This is a genomic window from Pseudomonas fragariae (ex Marin et al. 2024) (assembly GCF_059621105.1).
The window spans coordinates 4,947,574-4,965,549 of sequence record NZ_CM184369.1 but is presented as its reverse complement, the minus strand read 5'-3'; the positions used below and the strand labels follow the sequence as shown (position 1 = coordinate 4,965,549).

At 59.5% G+C, this 17,976-nt stretch carries 18 protein-coding genes; 10 read left to right on the top strand and 8 right to left on the bottom strand.

Annotation, left to right across the window (positions count from 1 at the left end; all coding sequences use genetic code 11):
- Positions 1 to 28 precede the first annotated feature (28 nt).
- The gene (locus tag AC54XV_RS21455; RefSeq protein WP_058398634.1) at positions 29 to 1,579 is read right to left on the bottom strand and encodes an AmpG family muropeptide MFS transporter; all 1,551 of its coding nucleotides are present in this window, start codon (positions 1,577 to 1,579) and stop codon (positions 29 to 31) included.
- Positions 1,580 to 1,633: 54 nt separating this feature from the next.
- Positions 1,634 to 1,990 carry an MGMT family protein gene (locus tag AC54XV_RS21450; RefSeq protein WP_011268830.1) on the bottom strand — a complete coding sequence of 119 codons (357 nt, stop codon included), beginning with the start codon at positions 1,988 to 1,990 and terminating at the stop codon, positions 1,634 to 1,636.
- A 157-nt stretch (positions 1,991 to 2,147) separates the two neighbouring features.
- Between AC54XV_RS21450 and AC54XV_RS21445 the strand changes: the two genes are divergently transcribed.
- Complete coding sequence (locus tag AC54XV_RS21445) at positions 2,148 to 3,155, top strand: DUF481 domain-containing protein (RefSeq protein WP_003424454.1); 1,008 nt, start codon at positions 2,148 to 2,150, stop codon at positions 3,153 to 3,155.
- A gap of 54 nt (positions 3,156 to 3,209) precedes the next feature.
- Here the strand turns inward: AC54XV_RS21445 and AC54XV_RS21440 are convergent, their stop codons facing one another.
- Positions 3,210 to 3,968 carry an SDR family oxidoreductase gene (locus AC54XV_RS21440; RefSeq protein ID WP_003413327.1) on the bottom strand — a complete coding sequence of 253 codons (759 nt, stop codon included), beginning with the start codon at positions 3,966 to 3,968 and terminating at the stop codon, positions 3,210 to 3,212.
- A gap of 277 nt (positions 3,969 to 4,245) precedes the next feature.
- Between AC54XV_RS21440 and AC54XV_RS21435 the strand changes: the two genes are divergently transcribed.
- From AC54XV_RS21435 to groL, 3 genes are all read left to right on the top strand, one after another.
- Entirely contained in the window at positions 4,246 to 4,740 is a 495-nt protein-coding gene (locus AC54XV_RS21435; RefSeq protein ID WP_003405962.1) for an FxsA family protein, read from the top strand.
- A 256-nt stretch (positions 4,741 to 4,996) separates the two neighbouring features.
- Positions 4,997 to 5,290, top strand: a complete 294-nt coding sequence (locus AC54XV_RS21430) for a co-chaperone GroES (protein ID WP_003304675.1) — start codon at positions 4,997 to 4,999, stop codon at positions 5,288 to 5,290.
- 49 nt (positions 5,291 to 5,339) lie between these two features.
- Positions 5,340 to 6,983 (top strand): chaperonin GroEL, encoded by a 1,644-nt coding sequence (gene groL, locus AC54XV_RS21425; protein ID WP_010439729.1) that lies wholly within the window; start codon positions 5,340 to 5,342, stop codon positions 6,981 to 6,983.
- An 82-nt stretch (positions 6,984 to 7,065) separates the two neighbouring features.
- On the opposite strand, the gene AC54XV_RS21420 is transcribed toward groL, so the two are convergent.
- On the bottom strand, positions 7,066 to 7,806 hold the full coding sequence (locus AC54XV_RS21420; RefSeq protein WP_057458315.1) for a phosphatase PAP2 family protein: 741 nt from the start codon (positions 7,804 to 7,806) through the stop codon (positions 7,066 to 7,068).
- A gap of 177 nt (positions 7,807 to 7,983) precedes the next feature.
- On the opposite strand from AC54XV_RS21420, the gene colR reads away from it, so the two are divergent.
- The 5 genes from colR (at position 7,984) to AC54XV_RS21395 (ending at position 11,778) form a co-directional block, all read left to right on the top strand.
- Positions 7,984 to 8,667, top strand: coding sequence for a two-component system response regulator ColR (gene colR / locus AC54XV_RS21415; protein WP_002555020.1), 684 nt, complete (start codon positions 7,984 to 7,986; stop codon positions 8,665 to 8,667).
- Positions 8,657 to 9,946 carry a sensor histidine kinase gene (locus AC54XV_RS21410; RefSeq protein WP_003413322.1) on the top strand — a complete coding sequence of 430 codons (1,290 nt, stop codon included), beginning with the start codon at positions 8,657 to 8,659 and terminating at the stop codon, positions 9,944 to 9,946. The genes colR and AC54XV_RS21410 overlap by 11 nt, the downstream gene beginning before the upstream one ends.
- Positions 9,947 to 10,146: 200 nt before the next feature.
- Positions 10,147 to 10,827 (top strand): class I SAM-dependent methyltransferase, encoded by a 681-nt coding sequence (locus tag AC54XV_RS21405; RefSeq protein WP_003405955.1) that lies wholly within the window; start codon positions 10,147 to 10,149, stop codon positions 10,825 to 10,827.
- 4 nt (positions 10,828 to 10,831) lie between these two features.
- On the top strand, positions 10,832 to 11,554 hold the full coding sequence (locus AC54XV_RS21400) for a lipopolysaccharide kinase InaA family protein (RefSeq protein ID WP_003405954.1): 723 nt from the start codon (positions 10,832 to 10,834) through the stop codon (positions 11,552 to 11,554).
- Entirely contained in the window at positions 11,551 to 11,778 is a 228-nt protein-coding gene (locus AC54XV_RS21395; RefSeq protein ID WP_011268826.1) for a hypothetical protein, read from the top strand. Before AC54XV_RS21400 ends, AC54XV_RS21395 begins: the two co-directional genes overlap by 4 nt.
- Positions 11,779 to 11,798: 20 nt before the next feature.
- On the opposite strand, the gene AC54XV_RS21390 is transcribed toward AC54XV_RS21395, so the two are convergent.
- The 3 genes from AC54XV_RS21390 to AC54XV_RS21380 all read right to left on the bottom strand — a co-directional run bounded on the left by AC54XV_RS21390 (position 11,799) and on the right by AC54XV_RS21380 (position 15,475).
- Complete coding sequence (locus AC54XV_RS21390) at positions 11,799 to 12,905, bottom strand: DUF1513 domain-containing protein (RefSeq protein ID WP_032654374.1); 1,107 nt, start codon at positions 12,903 to 12,905, stop codon at positions 11,799 to 11,801.
- A 16-nt stretch (positions 12,906 to 12,921) separates the two neighbouring features.
- Entirely contained in the window at positions 12,922 to 13,986 is a 1,065-nt protein-coding gene (locus AC54XV_RS21385; protein ID WP_024659791.1) for an imelysin family protein, read from the bottom strand.
- A gap of 61 nt (positions 13,987 to 14,047) precedes the next feature.
- Positions 14,048 to 15,475 (bottom strand): di-heme oxidoreductase family protein, encoded by a 1,428-nt coding sequence (locus tag AC54XV_RS21380; RefSeq protein ID WP_058398635.1) that lies wholly within the window; start codon positions 15,473 to 15,475, stop codon positions 14,048 to 14,050.
- 226 nt (positions 15,476 to 15,701) lie between these two features.
- Between AC54XV_RS21380 and AC54XV_RS21375 the strand changes: the two genes are divergently transcribed.
- A complete protein-coding gene (locus AC54XV_RS21375) occupies positions 15,702 to 16,331 on the top strand; it encodes a pyridoxamine 5'-phosphate oxidase family protein (RefSeq protein ID WP_058398636.1) in 630 nt (209 codons plus the stop codon).
- Positions 16,332 to 16,462: 131 nt separating this feature from the next.
- On the opposite strand, the gene AC54XV_RS21370 is transcribed toward AC54XV_RS21375, so the two are convergent.
- A complete protein-coding gene (locus AC54XV_RS21370) occupies positions 16,463 to 17,821 on the bottom strand; it encodes an imelysin family protein (RefSeq protein WP_054092421.1) in 1,359 nt (452 codons plus the stop codon).
- Positions 17,822 to 17,976 lie beyond the last annotated feature (155 nt).

The window sequence follows — 17,976 nt, the reverse complement described above, 5'->3', positions numbered from 1 at the left end:
TGTTGTTCCTTGATGAGGTAGCCAGAGATCAGGGCTTGTCGATAACGGAAGCCTCTTGAGGCGGCTCGGTCTTCGCCGTGAGTATCTCTCGGTTCCATTGCAGGATGATCATCACCAGCGTCGGAATGCCCAGCAGCGCGGTGATCAGGAAGAAGTTGTGGTAGCCGTACTTTTCCACCACCACACCGGAATAGCCGCCCAGCAGGCGCGGTAGCAGCAGCATGATGGAGCTGAGCAAGGCATATTGCGTGGCAGAGAATTTCAGGTTGGTGAGGCTCGACAGGTAGGCGACGAACGCTGATGTCGCCAGCCCGGAGCTGAGGTTGTCCAGCGAGATGGTGACGATCAGCATCTTCACGTTCGGGCCCATGTCCGCCAGCAACAGGAACAGGATATTGGTCGAAGCCGAGGCCAGTCCGCCGATGAACAGGATCGGCATGATGCCGAAGCGCACAATCAGCAGCCCGCCGATACCGGCCCCCAGCAGGGTCATGATCAGGCCGAAGATTTTGCTGACGCTGGCGATCTGGTCCTTGGTAAAGCCCTGGTCGATGTAGAACACGTTGGCCATGACCCCCATCACCGTGTCGGACATCCGGTAGGTCGCGATCAGGCCCAGTAACAGCAGCGCCTGCCAGCGGTAGCGCATGATGAAATCGTTGATCGGGGTGAGAACCGGTGCCAGTCCGCGACGACCCATTGAGGACAGGCAGGCGATGGTCAGGAGCGTGTAGAGAATCGCGCGTAAAAACGCCCGGTCTTCCAGCAACAGGTCCATCCAGCTGGTGCCGTTGAACAGCACGCTGGCGAAGTCGGTATTGTAAAGCTGGGTAAACATCGCCGGTACGGAGACCAGCAGCACAATCAGCACGAACACCGAGGCCAGCTGGTGCGTAAAGCCATAGCGCGCTGCCGACAGCTGGGTGCGCAGCGGCACCGGCGGCTCGCGCATGATCAGTGTGGTGACCAGGGCGGGCAGCATCAGCAGTCCGAACAGCACATAAGTGCCGGTCCACGCCGAATGCTTGTAGGCAAAGCCTGTAGAGCCGAAGCCCTCGGCGAAATACAGCGCACCCGCAGTCGCCAGCAGTGCAGCGACCCGGTAGCCGGACATATAGCTGGCGGCCAGGGCAGCCTGTTGGGTGTCCTGGGCAATTTCCAGGCGATAGGCATCAATGGCGATGTCTTGCGTGGCGGACGAGAAGGCGACCACCACGGCAATCGCGATCAGCCACGAGAGATGCTTTTGCGGGTCGCAGAAGCCCATGCCGATCAGGCCCAGAATCACCAGGCTCTGGGACAGCACCAGCCAGGAGCGACGACGTCCCAGCTTGCCGAGCAGAGGCAGACGCCATTGGTCGAGCAATGGCGACCAGACCCATTTAAAGGCATAGGCAAGGCCGATCAGGCTCGCATAGCCGATGGTCTCGCGCGCGACACCGGCTTCGCGCAACCACACGGACAATGTCGAAAAGACCAGCATATAGGGCATGCCCGCAGCGAATCCGAGCAGCAGTAATACTAATGTCGACGGGCTGGCATATGCGGCGAGCGCGGCGCGCCAGGTTTTACGGGGCATGGGCTGGAATCTGCCTCAGGTTACGAAAACAAAGGGCGCACTCTAACCGCTGTGCTATAGGGGACGCCAGCCATGGCGCTGCATATCAACCCGATTATTCACAATGGTCACGCCCTCGGCGCGTAAACGTGCCCGTTGTTCGTCACCGGAAACGCTGCCAGGCGGCAGACTGAGCCGACCGCCAGCCCCCAGAACCCGGTGCCACGGCAGGGAAGAACCGTCCGGCAACTGGCTCAAGGTACGCCCCACCCAGCGTGCCGCTCGGCCCAGGCCTGCTAGTTCGGCAAGTTGCCCGTAGGCGACCACTTTGCCTTCGGGTATCTGCGCCATCGTCAGGTAAAGGGCGGTGCGTCGCGCCTCGTTTGGCGATTGTCCCGCTGGGTAAGGTAATGTTAAGTCCGGATCTGTCACGCGATAATCCTGTATAAAACGCTATTGATTGTCGTTCGCTGAACTTTCGATGGTCCGGGCTGTCTGTTACCACCGTGCTTGGTGGTACATGGATCGCCCCGACACCTCCCCGCAGGAAAATGCCCGATTCCCGCCTTACAGAGCCTAGTTATCGCTTATGTTGTCCAGAACCCTGTTGTGCCTTGCAATCACCGCTGTTTCCACTCCATTGCTTGCCGATACCGTCTGGTTGAAGAATGGCGACCGCCTGACCGGCACAATCAAAGTGTTCGACGGCGGCAAGTTGCTGCTGCAGACCGAATACGGGGGCGCTATCGCGCTGGACTGGAAGCAGGTCAAGACCCTGAAAAGCGATCAGCCATTGCTGGTCAAGCAGGATGAGCATGGCGGCGAAGTCTCCAATTCGCTGCAGGCTGCGGATGACGGCAAGGTCGTGCTGGCCAATGGCGATGCACCCAAGACCGTCGATCTGGCAAGTATCCATCAGATCATCAAGCCCAAGCCGGTTATCACTGATCTTGTCTGGAAAGGCAACATCGATGCGGCGCTGGATTTCCAGCAGGCCGAAAACGATACCAATGATTACAACGTCGCCTTCAAGACCTCGGCTCGCCATGGCGACTGGCGTCACAACGCCAAGGGCGATTACAACCGCGAGACCACCGACGACGTGGTCGGCACCGACAACTGGAGCGCCGAGTACTCGCTGGACCGCTTCCTGACCGAGAAATTCTTCTGGGACGGTCGCGTCAGCTACAAACGCGACAAGGTCGAGGATCTGTCTCGTCAGCGCGTAGTCGGTACCGGTCCGGGTTACCAGCTGTGGGATGACGAACTGGGTGCATTCAAGGTTGGTGCGCTGCTTAACCGTACCGATTTCGAGTTCTCCAACGACGAGAAGGAAAACTTCTATTCCGTTGCCGGCACCTGGGATTACAACCGCTACCTGATTGGCAAGAAGGTCGAATTCTTCACCAACGGCGAGCTGGGCAAGCCGCTGAGCGCCGTCGCCGACTACTCGCTGGATGTCGAAGCGGGGCTGCGCTACAAGGTGACCGACTGGGCGTCGCTTAACCTGAAAGCCGAGAAGAACGTCATCAGTGGTTCGAGCAATGGCGATGTCGACAAGACACGCTATACCGCTGGCTTCGGCGTAAGCTGGTAAGCGAAGGGCAGGCGACGCACACCCTGTGCGTCGCCTGCTGCTTTTACGGGCTGACTAGATTCGCATCGCGCCATCCAGCTCAAGGATGCGTCCGCTGAAATAATCATTCTCCAGAATATAGGCCACCGAGTGTGCAATCTCGTCCGGCCTGCCCATGCGCTTGAGCGGGATCGCCGAGGTCATCTTCTCGAGGGCTTCGGGGCGCATGCTGCCGGTCATTTCGGTTTCAATAAACCCCGGCGCCACACCTGCCACACGAATGCCGTAGCGGGCCAGTTCCCTTGCCCAGGTAACCGTCGCAGCCGCCACACCGGCCTTGGCTGCCGAGTAGTTGGTCTGTCCGATATTGCCCGCACGTGAAATCGACGAGATATTGATGATCGCGCCCTGACTCTTCTGCTCGATCATTTTCGCCGCCACTTCACGAGTGCAAAGGAATACGCCGGTCAGGTTGACGTCAATCACCGCCTGCCATTGCGCAAGGCTCAGTTTGGTCATCTCGCCATCCTTGACCTTGACCAGCAGGCCGTCACGCAGAATGCCAGCGTTGTTGACCAGGCCATGAATGGCGCCGAAATCCTCGGCGACCTTGCTGACCGTGTCGACGACCTGTTCTTCATTGGCGACATTGCACAGATAAGCGCGAGCCTTGACCCCGAGTGCCTCACAGGCGGCGACAGCCTGATCGAGTTTCTCCTGATTGAGGTCCAATAGCGCCAGGTTGGCGCCTTTGCCGGCCAGGTATTCGGCCATGGCTCTGCCCAACCCCTGGCAGCCGCCGGTGATGATTATCAGCTTGTCTTTCAATTCCATATGCGTGCCCAATCACAGTTGATCGTTTCCATGGCATCACTGGCGGGTTGCGAGTGCTTATGCCATAGCCAGAGCACGTTATAGGCTGTTTTTGCGCGTTCGTCTCGGGTGGGCCGCCAGCCCTGAAATACACCGATACACGTTTGTGAAGGCCTGGTTCAGCTCACTTGTGCGCATAATTTAGTAGTAAGCCAGATGCAGGGAGCTTGAATTAACGACCTTCTGACATCACATACGGTCTACTCGGAAGGCATTCTTCCCTTGAGGAACTCATTTGATGCGTGTTTTTTTGCTGCTGTTTCTATTGTTCCCGGTACTTGAGCTGTTTCTGCTGGTTCGTGTCGGGATGTCCATCGGCTTTCTCTGGACTTTTCTGCTGGTCGTCGCGACGTCGATGCTCGGCTTGTTCGTGATGCGCGTGGCCGGTTTTGCGACGGCGCTGCGTGCACGCGAAAGCCTGGCGCGTGGCGAGCTGCCTGCGCAGGAAATGCTCGAAGGCCTGATGGTTGCCGTGGGCGGCGGCCTGCTGCTGTTGCCCGGTTTCATCAGCGACATTCTGGGTGTGATCTGCCTGCTGCCGATCACCCGTCGTCTGCTGATCAACAAGGTCCGCCAGCGCGCCGAGGATCAGGCCATGCGTCAGCGGGCCTTCGCCGATGATTTGCAGACGCCTGCCAATCAGGGAACGTCCAGTCATCGCCCGACGGCGATTCACCAGCCTACCCGCGAGCCCGACGTCATCGAAGGCGAGTTCGAGCATCGCGACAAGTAATCTTCCACACCCCCCGGCAGCGCGGCACCTCAGGGTGCCGCGTTCGTTTTGACCAGCCGGTTCGGGTGTAAAAAATTTCTATCCAAGACTTGTAATCACTTTGCTCGCCCTTATGTATGGGTCACCGCAAGGTTTCTGGCCTGAAGGCCAGACCGTATTCTGCGGTTCGCGCGTCGAACCGTAACCGGCAAGTCCGGATTTAAACCGGCCGGTGCACTCACCGGACGATCAAACAAACATAATCAGGAGATCGACAATGAAGCTTCGTCCTCTGCATGACCGCGTCGTCATCCGTCGCAGTGAAGAAGAAACGAAAACTGCCGGCGGTATCGTTCTGCCAGGTTCGGCTGCTGAAAAGCCTAACCGCGGCGAGATCGTTGCTGTGGGTACCGGCCGCGTGCTGGACAACGGCGAAGTACGTGCGCTGGCTGTGAAAGTGGGTGACAAGGTTGTGTTCGGCCCTTATTCCGGCAGCAACACAGTGAAAGTAGACGGCGAAGACCTGCTGGTGATGAGCGAGAACGAGATTCTTGCTGTCGTCGAAGGCTGAGTGCTCCCGCTGACTTCCGTTACTACTAAGTATTCAAGGAATAATGATCATGGCTGCTAAAGAAGTTAAATTCGGCGATTCTGGCCGCAAAAAAATGCTCGCCGGTGTGAACGTCCTGGCTGACGCAGTTAAAGCGACCCTGGGCCCTAAAGGCCGCAACGTTATCATCGAGAAAAGCTTTGGCGCTCCGCTGATCACCAAAGACGGTGTTTCGGTTGCCAAGGAAATCGAGCTTAAAGACCGTTTCGAAAACATGGGCGCGCAGCTGGTCAAAGACGTTGCGTCCCGTGCCAACGATGATGCAGGCGACGGTACCACTACCGCTACCGTTCTGGCTCAGGCCATCGTCAACGAAGGCCTGAAGGCTGTCGCTGCCGGCATGAACCCGATGGACCTCAAGCGCGGCATCGACAAGGCGACCATCGCCATTGTTGCCGAGCTGAAGAAGCTGTCCAAGCCATGCACCGACACCAAGGCAATCGCCCAGGTCGGCACCATCTCGGCCAACTCTGATCACTCCATCGGCGACATCATTGCCGAAGCCATGGAAAAAGTGACCAAAGACGGCGTTATCACCGTTGAAGAAGGTTCCGGCCTGGAAAACGAGCTGTCTGTTGTAGAAGGCATGCAGTTTGACCGTGGTTACCTGTCCCCTTACTTCATCAACAAGCCGGACACCATGGTTGCCGAGCTGGACAGCCCGCTGCTGTTGCTGGTCGACAAGAAGATCTCCAACATTCGCGAAATGCTGCCGGTTCTGGAAGCAGTCGCCAAGGCTGGCCGTCCTCTGCTGATCGTTGCCGAAGACGTTGAAGGCGAAGCGCTGGCGACTCTGGTAGTCAACAACATGCGCGGTATCGTGAAAGTTGCAGCCGTCAAGGCTCCAGGTTTCGGCGATCGTCGCAAGGCCATGCTGCAGGACATCGCTGTTCTGACTGGCGGTACCGTTATCTCCGAAGAGATCGGCCTGAGCCTGGAAACCACTACCCTGGAACACCTGGGTAATGCCAAGCGCGTCATCCTGAACAAAGAAAACACCACCATCATCGATGGTGCTGGCGTGAAAACCGATATCGACTCGCGTATCTCCCAGATCCGCCAGCAAATCGGTGACACCAGCTCGGACTACGACAAGGAAAAACTGCAAGAGCGTCTGGCCAAGCTGTCTGGCGGCGTTGCAGTGATCAAGGTCGGTGCCGGTTCCGAAGTCGAGATGAAAGAGAAGAAAGCCCGCGTTGAAGACGCCCTGCACGCAACCCGCGCAGCCGTTGAAGAAGGCGTGGTACCTGGCGGTGGCGTGGCACTGGTTCGCTCGCTGCAGGCTATCGAAGGTCTGAAAGGCGACAACGCTGATCAGGACGTCGGTATCGCTCTGCTGCGTCGTGCAGTCGAAGCGCCTCTGCGCCAGATCGTTGCCAACTCCGGTGACGAGCCAAGTGTTGTTGTCGACAAGGTCAAGCAGGGTTCGGGTAACTACGGTTACAACGCTGCTTCCGGCGAATACGGCGACATGATCGAAATGGGTATCCTTGACCCGGCCAAAGTGACGCGCTCTGCTCTGCAGGCGGCGTCCTCCATCGCCAGCTTGATGATCACCACCGAAGCGATGATCGCTGACGTGCCTGAAGACAAGCCAGCAGGCGGCGGCATGCCGGACATGGGCGGCATGGGTGGTATGGGCGGCATGATGTAAGTCAGCTTTACCCCCAGCGTTACACCCATAAAGAACCCCGCCTTGTGCGGGGTTTTTTTATGGTCTTTGTGTGCCGGATCAATCAATGCGTCGGTTGTACCTTGCTGTTCTCGAGACCCTTGGGTTCGGGGCGGTAAAGCACGAAATAATAAACCCCCAGACAGATCAGCCAGCAGAACACCGCCGTCCAGATGTTATGGGAAAAGAAGTGCGCACCTTGCAGCATCCGCCCGACAGAGAACACCGTTCCCAAGCCAAACGCCAGAGCCAGGCCCATTTTCGCCATCCGTGGACGGCGGTCGCGAAGGGCGAAGAACAGCGCGAACAGGGTAAAGCCGGTCGCCGCATGACCGCCCGGCCAGCAGCGTCCCGGTTTATCGGTCGCAGGGCGTGGGCTCAGCAGTTCGCTGTAGGTTTCCTGACCACCGAATTCCTTCAGGCTCCAGGGGCATTGCACTGACGTCACCACTTTCACCGGGGTAACGAAGGCGGTTGAAAGCGCCATGGACAGCACCAGGCAACCCAGCTCTCTGCGCCACGGGATCAGGCGCTCTACCTTGAAGGATGCCGCAAAGCCGATCGTGGCCACCGCGCCGAATACCATGACCAGTTGTTTGGCGCGGTCGTGGAGAACGTCTTCGAGAAAATAACTGTGCCTGCCGATGAACTGTCCGCTGACCGGATCGAAGGCCAGTTTGGCGATGTCCATGTCCAGCGAAGTCAGTTCAAGCAGCATGAGGATCAGCGCCACGGCGACAGGAATACCCAGGTAAATCCACGGGTTGATCGAACGGGAGTAGGGTGGGGCGACGGTTTTCGACATATCGAATCCAGATCTTTGAAGGGCATGCCGCGATTATTGTGTGCGACGGTTCGTCTCAAAGTGTGTCATGAGCCTTATGAATCATAGGTGAAAAAAACGTCATGCCATTTCGGCGCTGGCCCTCACGCCCACTTCGTCTTAAGCTGCGCCAGCCCAAACTGCATATGAGAGTGCTTTATGCGAATTCTTCTGGTTGAAGACAACCGCGACATCCTGGCGAACATGGCCGATTACCTGGGCATGAAAGGCTATACCGTCGATTGCGCCCAGGATGGCCTCTCAGGACTGCATCTGGCAGCCACCGAGCACTACGACCTGATCGTCCTCGACATCATGCTGCCCGGTATCGACGGCTACACCTTGTGCAAGCGTCTGCGCGAAGATGCCCGGCGCGACACGCCGGTCATCATGCTGACCGCCCGCGATCAACTGGACGACCGTCTGCAGGGTTTCCGCTCCGGTGCTGACGACTACCTGCTCAAGCCGTTTGCCCTGTCTGAACTGGCCGCGCGGATCGAAGCGGTATTGCGTCGTGCCCAAGGCGGCGGGCGGCGTACCTTGCAGGTGGCCGATCTGGTCTATGACCTCGACACCCTCGAGGTCACGCGTGAGGGGCGCATGCTCAAGCTCAACCCGGTCGGGCTCAAGCTGCTCGCCGTCCTGATGCAGAAAAGCCCGCACGTGCTGCGTCGTGAGATTCTCGAAGAAGCGCTGTGGGGCGATGACTGCCCGGACAGCGACAGCCTGCGCAGCCATGTGCACCAGTTGCGTCAGGTGATCGACAAACCGTTTGGCAAACCGCTGTTGCAGACCGTGCATGGCGTGGGCTATCGCTTGGCCGAGGGCCGGGATGGAGTTTAAACAGAGTCTTGCGCAACGGATCATCATTGCCTTCGCATTGATGAGTGCACTGGTCGCCGGGTCGTTCGCCATCGGGATCATCTCCACCGTCCACCTGGTCGAAGAAAAGCTGATTTCCGCCGGACTCGGTGGTGACCTCAACCGTCTGATGCTGATGGACAGCGTCAGCGACTGGAGCCACCGGCCCAAGCCCGACCAGTTGTTCTATTTCACCAATGGTCCGGGCGACTTCGACCTGCCCAAGGATATTCGTCACCTTGAGCCAGGTTTCCATGAGGTGTTCCGTGGGCCGTTGTCATACCACGCCATGATCGAGGTGGTGGATGGCCGGCATTACGCCCTGTTGCAGGATCAGAGCGATTTTGAAGAGCGTGAGCGGGTGCTGTTCGCCGTAGTGCTGGTCGGTTTCGTTCTGGCCCTGGCGCTGGCGGTGTTTCTGGGTTGGGTGCTGGCGCGCCGGGTCATGGCACCTGTGGTGCGTCTGGCCCGGCAGGTTCGCCACCGTGACCAGTTGCTCGGACTGGCACCGCCACTGGCGCCCGACTACGCCGCTGACGAAGTCGGCGAGTTGGCGGTGGCCTTCGATGCGACATTGGGCCGTTTGCGGCAGGCGTTGATTCGCGAGCGCATGTTCACCAGCGACGTGAGCCATGAACTGCGTACGCCATTGATGGTGCTGGCCAGCTCTTGTGAGCTGCTGCTGGAAAACCCTGCGCTCGATTTGCGCGGCCGCCGTCAGGTCGAGCGTATCGGCCGTGCCTGCGAAGAAATGCGCGATCTGGTACAAACCTTCCTGATGCTCGCTCGCACCCAGCGCGAAGACCCGGCCATGACGCCCAAGGCCACGCTGGTCGGGGTGGCCGAACAATTGATCTCCCAGTGGCGTGACCCGATAGAGAGCAAGGGGCTGCAGTTGACCTACACGCCACCGGCCGATGACCAGCTGTCCGATATTCGTTACAACGCGACCTTCCTGCATGCCGTGATGGGCAACTTGCTGCGCAACGCGCTTCACTACACCGATCACGGATTCATTGCGCTGACCCTGCACGCCGAAAGCTTCACCGTGGAGGACAGTGGTGTGGGCATTCCCGAGGAGAAGCGCGAGGCAATGTTCGAGCCTTTCGTACGCGGCAACGAGCAGCGCGGAGAGGGGCTGGGCCTCGGGCTGTCACTGGTGCAGCGCATTTGTACCAACCAGGGATGGAGCGTCGATCTCACCCCTATGGAACCTCATGGTTGCCGGTTCAAGGTAACGCTCAACGTGATCAAACCCTGACCTTTCTCCCGAGTAGACCGGCCTCATTGTGTAGCGGCCAATTGACTGCACTTCGTCGATTGGCCACACACGGCCTCTAACTCTCTGTAAAATCTCGAAACACCTGACGTTAAAAGGTAACATTTTTTTCACATTCAGATGACCTGACGGTGACGGCGGTGCCTTTAGTTTGGCCCCCATCAACATCAGGAGCTGCTCTCATGAGCGATCGCATCGAACTCGAGTTTTCCCGAAAGTACGACAAGACACACGCCCGCCAGTACCTGGAAAAGCATCAGGACGGTATCTGGCGCAAGCTGTCGCATCATCGCGATGAACAGTTGGCGAGAAAGGCGCTGCACATGGCCGGAGACCCGGGCCTGGTGCTGGACCTGCCTTGTGGTGCCGGACGCTTCTGGCCATTGTTGGCCGAGAAGCCGAACCGCTCGATCATCGGTGCCGATAACTCCGCAGACATGCTCAGTACCGCCTGTGCCTCGCAGCCGGCAGACGTTGTAAAACGGGTACAACCTTTGCAGACATCTGCCTTTGCCATCGACCTGCCGGATAACGCAGTAGACAGCATTTTCTGCATGCGCTTGTTGCACCATGTCGGTCAGTCCAGCGACCGGATGGCTCTATTGCGCGAGTTTCAGCGCGTGACCCGTGACAGCGTGATCGTCTCCCTCTGGGTTGATGGCAATTTCAAGGCATGGAAGCGTGCGCGCCTGGAGAACAAGCGCCAGCAAAAAACCGGGCGGGAAAGTTACCAGAATCGTTTTGTGTTACCTGTTGTTACCGCAGAAACCGAATTTGAGCAGGCAGGATTTCGCATCCAGAACCGAATGGATTTCCTGCCCATGTACGCCATGTGGCGAGTCTATGTCCTACGTAAAAGGTAAAAAGATGGGTTTGCAGTCCGTGAAAGAACCAGTTGTGAACCCGATCCAGAATGAGTTCGATCAGTTCTGGAGCCAGCGTGGCGAATGGGTTGAAGAACCCAATGTGCGTCGCGGTGGCGAAAGTGGTGTGCAGCGGCTGGTCATGGACGATGGGCAGACCCTTTATGCCAAGCGTCAGACAGGTCATATCTACCGCAGCCTGCTGCACCCGTTGGGCCGCCCCACCGTACTGCGCGAGCGCGAGGCGCTTGAAGGCCTGCGCAAGCTTGGCGTCGTCGTCCCCGAAGTGGTGTTTTGCGGTGCTGAACGGGGTGAGGACAACGCCTGGAGGGCATTGCTGGTCACCGTGGCGCTGGAAGGCTTCGAGGAAATTGAAAAGTGGCAGGCTGCCGGAGGGCGCGAGCGCCATGGCGAGCTGTTCTATGAGCGGGTGCTCAAGGAAGTGGCAGCCACGCTGGCGCGCATGCACCTGGGGCGCTGGCAGCACAGCTGTCTGTACATCAAGCACATTTTCGTGCGCGTGACAGGGGAAGGGCCGGACGCCAATGTCGAGGTCGCCTTGCTCGATCTCGAGAAGGGCCGTCGTCGCCTTACCGCTCAAGGCGCAGCCCAGCATGATATGAAACAGCTACGACGCCATTCGTCATTCAGCGCTGCAGACTGGCAGAAGTTGATCTACTTTTATCAGGCAGCGTTTGGCAGCTCTATCAAAGGTTTAGAGTCATGAAGCTAGAAATGGCAAGAGGTTTGTTTATCTTCGGTGCACTGGCAGTTGCCACCGTCGCCGTGGCGGCGCTTGAACAACCGTCTACTCGCATCCTCACCACGCAGCACGGCGAGGGCCATTGCCCGATGCCACGCGTGGCGAAGAATCTGGTGAACGTGCAGCCGGACCACGACCTGTTGCTGTTCATGTACAGCCTGGCGCAGGGCACCGGGGTCAAAAACTGAAGCCCTTGCAGGCCCTGTACCTAACCCACCTGAGCCAGATGAAGATGGTTGTCCCACAACCCGGCTGGCAGGTCCAATGGCCGAGCCAGCAGTTGCGCCTTGCGACAGTCATAGAAGCGGCAGCGTCCCTGGCCTGAGGTCACGACAAAGCCGTCGGCGACAGCCCCCACTCCCGCACAGTCCGGCAGCGGCGCATCCAGTTTCAATGCGCCACTGTCCAGGTCCCAGATGAAGAAGCGATTGCCGCGTGGCGCCGTCAGGGCCACCAGTCGCAGGTCACTGTGTACTGCGACGCTGGCGGTGTAGTGGGCCATCGCGCGCAATTGCTCCTCTGCTACCGGAAACGCCTGGAATGGCTGGCCTGGACGCTTGATGGCCAGCAGTTCGGCCAACTCGTGGCTGTCGCCCATGAACTGCTGACCCGCAACGATGGTGCCATCGCTGGCAATACCCATGTGGCGCACGCTGTTCATCTGCTGGGAAAGCGCTTCCTTGCTGAGTAACGTACCGTCACGCTGCATGATGACCAGGCTGGGTTGCATGGCATCGAGGTTCATCTCTACCCGGCTTTCCGCCTCGGTGCGAATGCCACCATTGGCGACCACCAGCGTTTCACCGTCCGGCATCCAGGAGACCTGATGCGGACCGATGCCATGCGTGGAAATTTCAGCCGAGTGCACCAGTCGCTCGCCGACGAAGCGGTAGACGCCCAATAAACCGCGGCCTGGATCGCGGGTGTCGTTTTCCGTCGCATACAGCCATTCGCCGTCGCGATGAATCACGGCATGGCCGTAGAAGTGGCGGTCAGGCTGCGAAACGATGGTTTGCAGCAAGCGGCCATCGCGCAGGTCGATCAGGTAGCTTTCAGTACCTGGGCGACGGGCGATAAACACTGCGAGTGGCAGGTCGGGATGATTGATGATGTCGTGGCAGCGCTGGCCCACCCGGGTGGCGAATACCTGCGTTCCGTCGAGCTTGAAACCCACCGCGTAGTGCTTGCCGTCGCCATCGTCGCGAGCGGAAAGCAACAAGGGGCGTGTGTCCTTTTGCCTGAACAGGGTCCAGCCACCCAGCGTGCAGGCGCTGAGCAGAAGACTGCCGAGCGCCATGGCCTGACGTCGCAACATCACATGTACCTCTTGATCAATCGCCGTCGTTGGCGTTGAAGCCCAACTGAATGCCGAGGGCCTTGGCCAGCTCGCCTTCGTGCAGGCGGTGCACGGCGTTCAGGCTGTCGTAAAACGCATTGAGTTGCTGGCGTCCTGCATCCGTGGCCAGCAGGTCGGCCAGTGGCGGCTTGAGCTCCGACAGCAATTTGCGGCTGTTAGCGTAGGCGGCATCGATTTTGTCGGCCAGCGGTTTCTGCTCGGCGGGCAGCAGGCCGCGCAAGCCCTTGTTGTCGACACCGGTCCACACCGTCTCGGCGCTGATCAGGCTGGCTTCCAGGCTGCTGAGCGACGACTTGCTGCGCCACGCATCTGCCTGGAAGGGCTGCGGTTGCCCCTTGCTCTGACGACCCAGTGGCGTGCCGAGCTTTTTCTTCAGGCTGTCGAGGGCGGTGACCTGAACCCGCAGCAATTCGGCGATGGCTTCATGAGAGTCGGCGTAGCGCTGATTGGGGAACTTGCTCAATTGCGCGAGCATGCCGTCGGTGCTGTTCCAGCTGTTGAGGATTTCTTCAGCCAGTTGTTTCTGGCGTTCACCGATGGCCATCAGCAGCGGGCAGTAGCGTGCTTTCTGCTCGGCATTGGCCATGTCGATGTCGGCGTCGAAGAGGATGTATTCGTAGGCGGACAAACCCTGCACCACGACACTGGCCTTGGACAGTTCCTGAGCGGTGATCTGCGGCTGTGCAGTCACCAGTTGCTCGACCTGACGGCCCACCAGGTTCTTCTTGTCTGGCCAGAACTGTATTTGCCAGGCGCGATTGCCTTCGGCCAGAGGGCCGATCAACAGTGGTTGCAACTCGGCCCAGGTCTTCTGTGCTTTCAGAAAGTCGGCGCGGGCGCTGGCCAGATCAGTCTTGCCCTGGCAGAACGCCAATGCGCTGGCTGCCAACTGACGATCAGCCTCTACCCAGCGGCTGTAGGTCGGCAGGATGACCTGTTTGGCAATCGCTGCGGACGTCACCGCCTGAGGGTCGGATGGCGAGCAGGCACCCAAGGCAAGCGCCGCAAGGCTGGTCAGCAACAACTTGGGTCGGAACATGTCCGGCTCCTTATTTCTTAAAGGAAGGTGTTTGAACAGGAAGATTCTGCAAAGGGCGCAATCATAACGAATTCAGGAAGGCCAACAGCGCTTCACGTTGCTGGGCGTCAAAAGCCAGAACCTGGCGCTGCGCCGCTTGCGCTTCGCCGCCGTGCCACAGTATCGCCTCAAGCACATTGCGCGCGCGACCGTCATGCAACAGTTGCGTGTGTCCGCTTACGGTGCCGGTCAGGCCCAGCCCCCACAAGGGCGGGGTGCGCCACTCACTTCCGCTGGCCTGGAATTCGGTACGGTTATCGGCCAGCCCTTCGCCCATGTCGTGCAACAGCAGGTCGCTGTACGGGCGAATTTCCTGATTGGCCAACTCGGGTTCGGCGGCGTCGCTACGGGTTTTGAAAGAAGGGGTGTGGCATTGCTGGCAGCCCGCCTGGAAAAACAGGTTCTTGCCTGCCAGCACCTGCGGGTCGTCGACCTTGCGGCGCGCCGGAACAGCCAGGTTGCGGGTGTAGAACTCCACCAGGCGCAGGATGTTGTCGCTGACTTCCGGTTCGCCATCCGGGCCATTGCCATTGGGCGCAGCCAGGCAATCGGTCTGGGCCGGCGTGCAATCATCGAAAGGGCGCAGGCTGGTGGTCAGCCCCATGTCGCCGGAAAAGGCGTGCACGTTCTGCTGGTTGAGATTCGGCTGGCCGGCTTTCCAGCCAAACCGGCCCATCACCACTTTTTGCCGAGCATCGTCCCAGACCCAGTTGGGACGTCCCGAGATGCCATCGGCGTTCTTGTCATCGGGGTCGGCATTGGCAAGGATGGCGTCATCGGCAATCGCCTCGAGCAAGCCCAGACCGATCATCGGCGGGGCCACGCGAGCCGAGATGTGAGTATCGGGGTGCATGGGGCCATAGCCCAACTGGGTGATCCTGAGGGTCGGCTGGCGCAGCTCGACTGACGTGCCATCGCGAAACTCGACCGTCAGCGCATCGTACTCGACCCGCACCTTGCCCTCGGGCGTTACGCCGGGGTTCGACATGTCCTGCAATTGCCCGCCGTAGACCGGTTCGGGCAGCACGCCGTTGCGTTTTATAAGGTCGGCATAGGCCGGGTCATCGGGAATCGACAGCCTGACCAGCATGGACACGGCATTGCTGTCGCCAGCCTCCGGCGGATGACCGCGACCGTCCTTGATGTGGCAGTTCTGGCAGGCATTGGTGTTGAACAGCGGGCCAAGCCCATCGCGAGCCGTGGTGGTCGATGGCGCAATCACCCACGGGCTGCGGAAGAAGCTGTTGCCGACGCTGAAGTCCAGCCGCCGCACGGGGGCCAGGTTGGCCGAGGGCATCGAGAAAGCGCTCTGGTCGCTCTTCCTGACGGTGGCGCTGCCACCCGACAAGGCTTCTCCCGGCTCGGCATGCGTGAAACGCGGGGCGTCATCGCATGCGCTCAGGACCAGGGTCGTGAGCAAGGCAAGTGATAGACGGAGCCGCGTACTCATAAACATCCTGCAACGGGGCGAAAAATCGGGGCGTGCAAGCTTATCAGCCTCGTGCGGTTTGAATAAGAGGGATTATCGTTTGCGACGTGTTGTGCAATGTGATGTTACGAATCTTTGAGGCTGGTCGGGTCCTGATGTTTTTGCCTATGCTGCGCAGGCTGCTTCACACGATCAGTCACATGACGCTGGCAGCATTCATACACCAACGGTCAGCAGAGATTATCCAATGAATAACCCGGACAACAGCGCGTTCGTGACCACCCTCCAGGCACTGGAAGCGATCTATGGCCCGATCGCACCTCCTTCGCTCATCAAGGAAGTTGACCACATTCATGAGGTCTACCGGCCTTTCATCGAGCAGGCACCGTTTGCCGTGCTTGCCTCTGCCGGGCCTGACGGGCTCGATGCTTCTCCACGTGGCGATCAGGCGGGCCTGGTGCATATCGAGGACAGCAAGACGCTTTATCTGCCGGACCGACGCGGCAACAACCGCATCGATACGCTGCGCAACATCGTCAACGATCCGCGCGTTGCGCTGCTGTTCCTCATACCCGGCGTGGGTGAAACCCTGCGCGTCAACGGAACCGCTCAGATATCGGTTGAGCCCGAGTTGCTCTCGCGTTTTGCAGTGAAGGGCCAGTTGCCCTGGTCAGTGCTGCGCATTTCAGTGACCAGCGTGTATTTCCAGTGCAGCAGGGCGACCATCAGGTCCGGTTTGTGGGACCCGGCGAAGCACATCGAACGCAGCGCGCTACCCACTGCCGGGCAGATCCTCAAGGCGGTTTCGGCTGAGCAGATCGACGGTGACGCCTACGACAAGGCGTTGCCGGGGCGTATTGCGGATACGTTGTACTGATGCCTCGAGAGTCTGCCCATGTCGCAGGTCAACGCGCACGGCAGTTGCAAACGATGCCTGTCAATCAGACACAAAAAATGCCGGTCAGCGAACTGACCGGCATTGATGGTTACTGCAACAAACGCGGTTGATCAGAACTCGTGATCGGCGTTGTCCGGGTTCAGGTCAGTGATGCCCAGCTTGCCAGCCGCCTGCTCGATAGCGCCTGTCTGTTTGACCAGCGCGGCGATTGCATCACGCACCACCTGATTGCCAGCCGTGTTGCCGGCAGCAATCAACTGGTCGAAATGCTCGCCCTTGTTCGCGTGATCGACGATGACCTGCAACTTGGCCTGAGTGTCGTCCAGGTCAGCGCGCAAGGTGGCGTCGGTGGCCGGGTCTGCCTTGGCGACCAGAGACGAAAGGCTCGGGCCACTGACCTTGCTGCCGTCGGTGCGGGTGTACTCGCCCAGGTAAACGTTGCGAATGCCCTTGCCGTTGTAGAAGTGCGAGTTGTGCGTGTTATCGCTGAAGCAGTCGTGTTCGTCTTCGCTGGAGTTGGCTTCCAGCGCGACTTTCATGCGCTCGCCCGCCAGTTCACCCAGCGACAGGCTGCCCATGCCGAAGAGCATTTTGCGCAGACCGCTTTCGCCGGGTTCGGCTTCCAGCGTGGCGCGGTAGTTGTCGGGCACGCCGGCCTTCCAGTTACCGGACATTTCTTCAAGGTCGCTGACCAGCAGGTCGGTGACGGCCTTGAGGTAGGCGCGGCGGCGATCATTGTGGCCGCCGGTTGCGCCAGCCCCCTCCAGGTAATCGCTGGCCGGACGTGCGCCGGCGCCAGGGCCGGTACCGTTCAGGTCCTGACCCCAGAGCAGGAATTCGATGGCGTGGTAGCCGGTGGCGACGTTGGCCTCGGAACCGCCCAGCTCGTTCAGGCTGGCGAGTTTTTCGGAGGTGATTTCCTTTACGTCGACCTTGTCTTCGCCGACCTGAATCTCGGTGTTGGCGATGATGTTGGCAGTGGCGCCCGGGTTGCCCAGTGCGTGTTGATAATCCTTGGCCACATAGTCGATCAGGCCTTCGTCCAGGGGCCAGGCGTTAACCTGTCCTTCCCAGTCATCGATGATGGTGTTACCGAAGCGGAAGACTTCGCTCTGCATGTACGGCACACGCGCAGCGATCCACGCCTCACGGGCGGCTTTCAGGGTTTCATCGTTGGGTTTGGCCAGGAAGGCGTCGACGGCCGTGCTGAGTTTTTTCGCGCCGGCCTCGGCATCGTCGAACACGGCGGACACCATGTTGGCGTAGTTCGCGACCACAGCCTTGGCCGCCGCGTCGTCAGTCTGGGCGGCGGCTGCCGGAGCAGGAGCAGCAGGCGTCGCAGCCGGCGTCGCCGGAGCAGCGGCTGGCGCGGGAGCCGGTGCGGCAGCCTTGTCCTTGCCTTCGCCACAACCGGCGAGAGAGATAGCGATGGCCAACAGACTAGCGGTTGCCAGAGGCATACGAATCATGACGGAATCCTGCGTCGATAAAGGTGATGGCGGGGGTACGCCCATAAAATCTGCGACATAATGCGAAAGATTTGCATTCGATGTAAAGGCAAAACGCCTGTGTGGGTGTGTTCAGGCATTCGGCAGGTTGTAACAGTCGGTTTCAAGATGAGGTG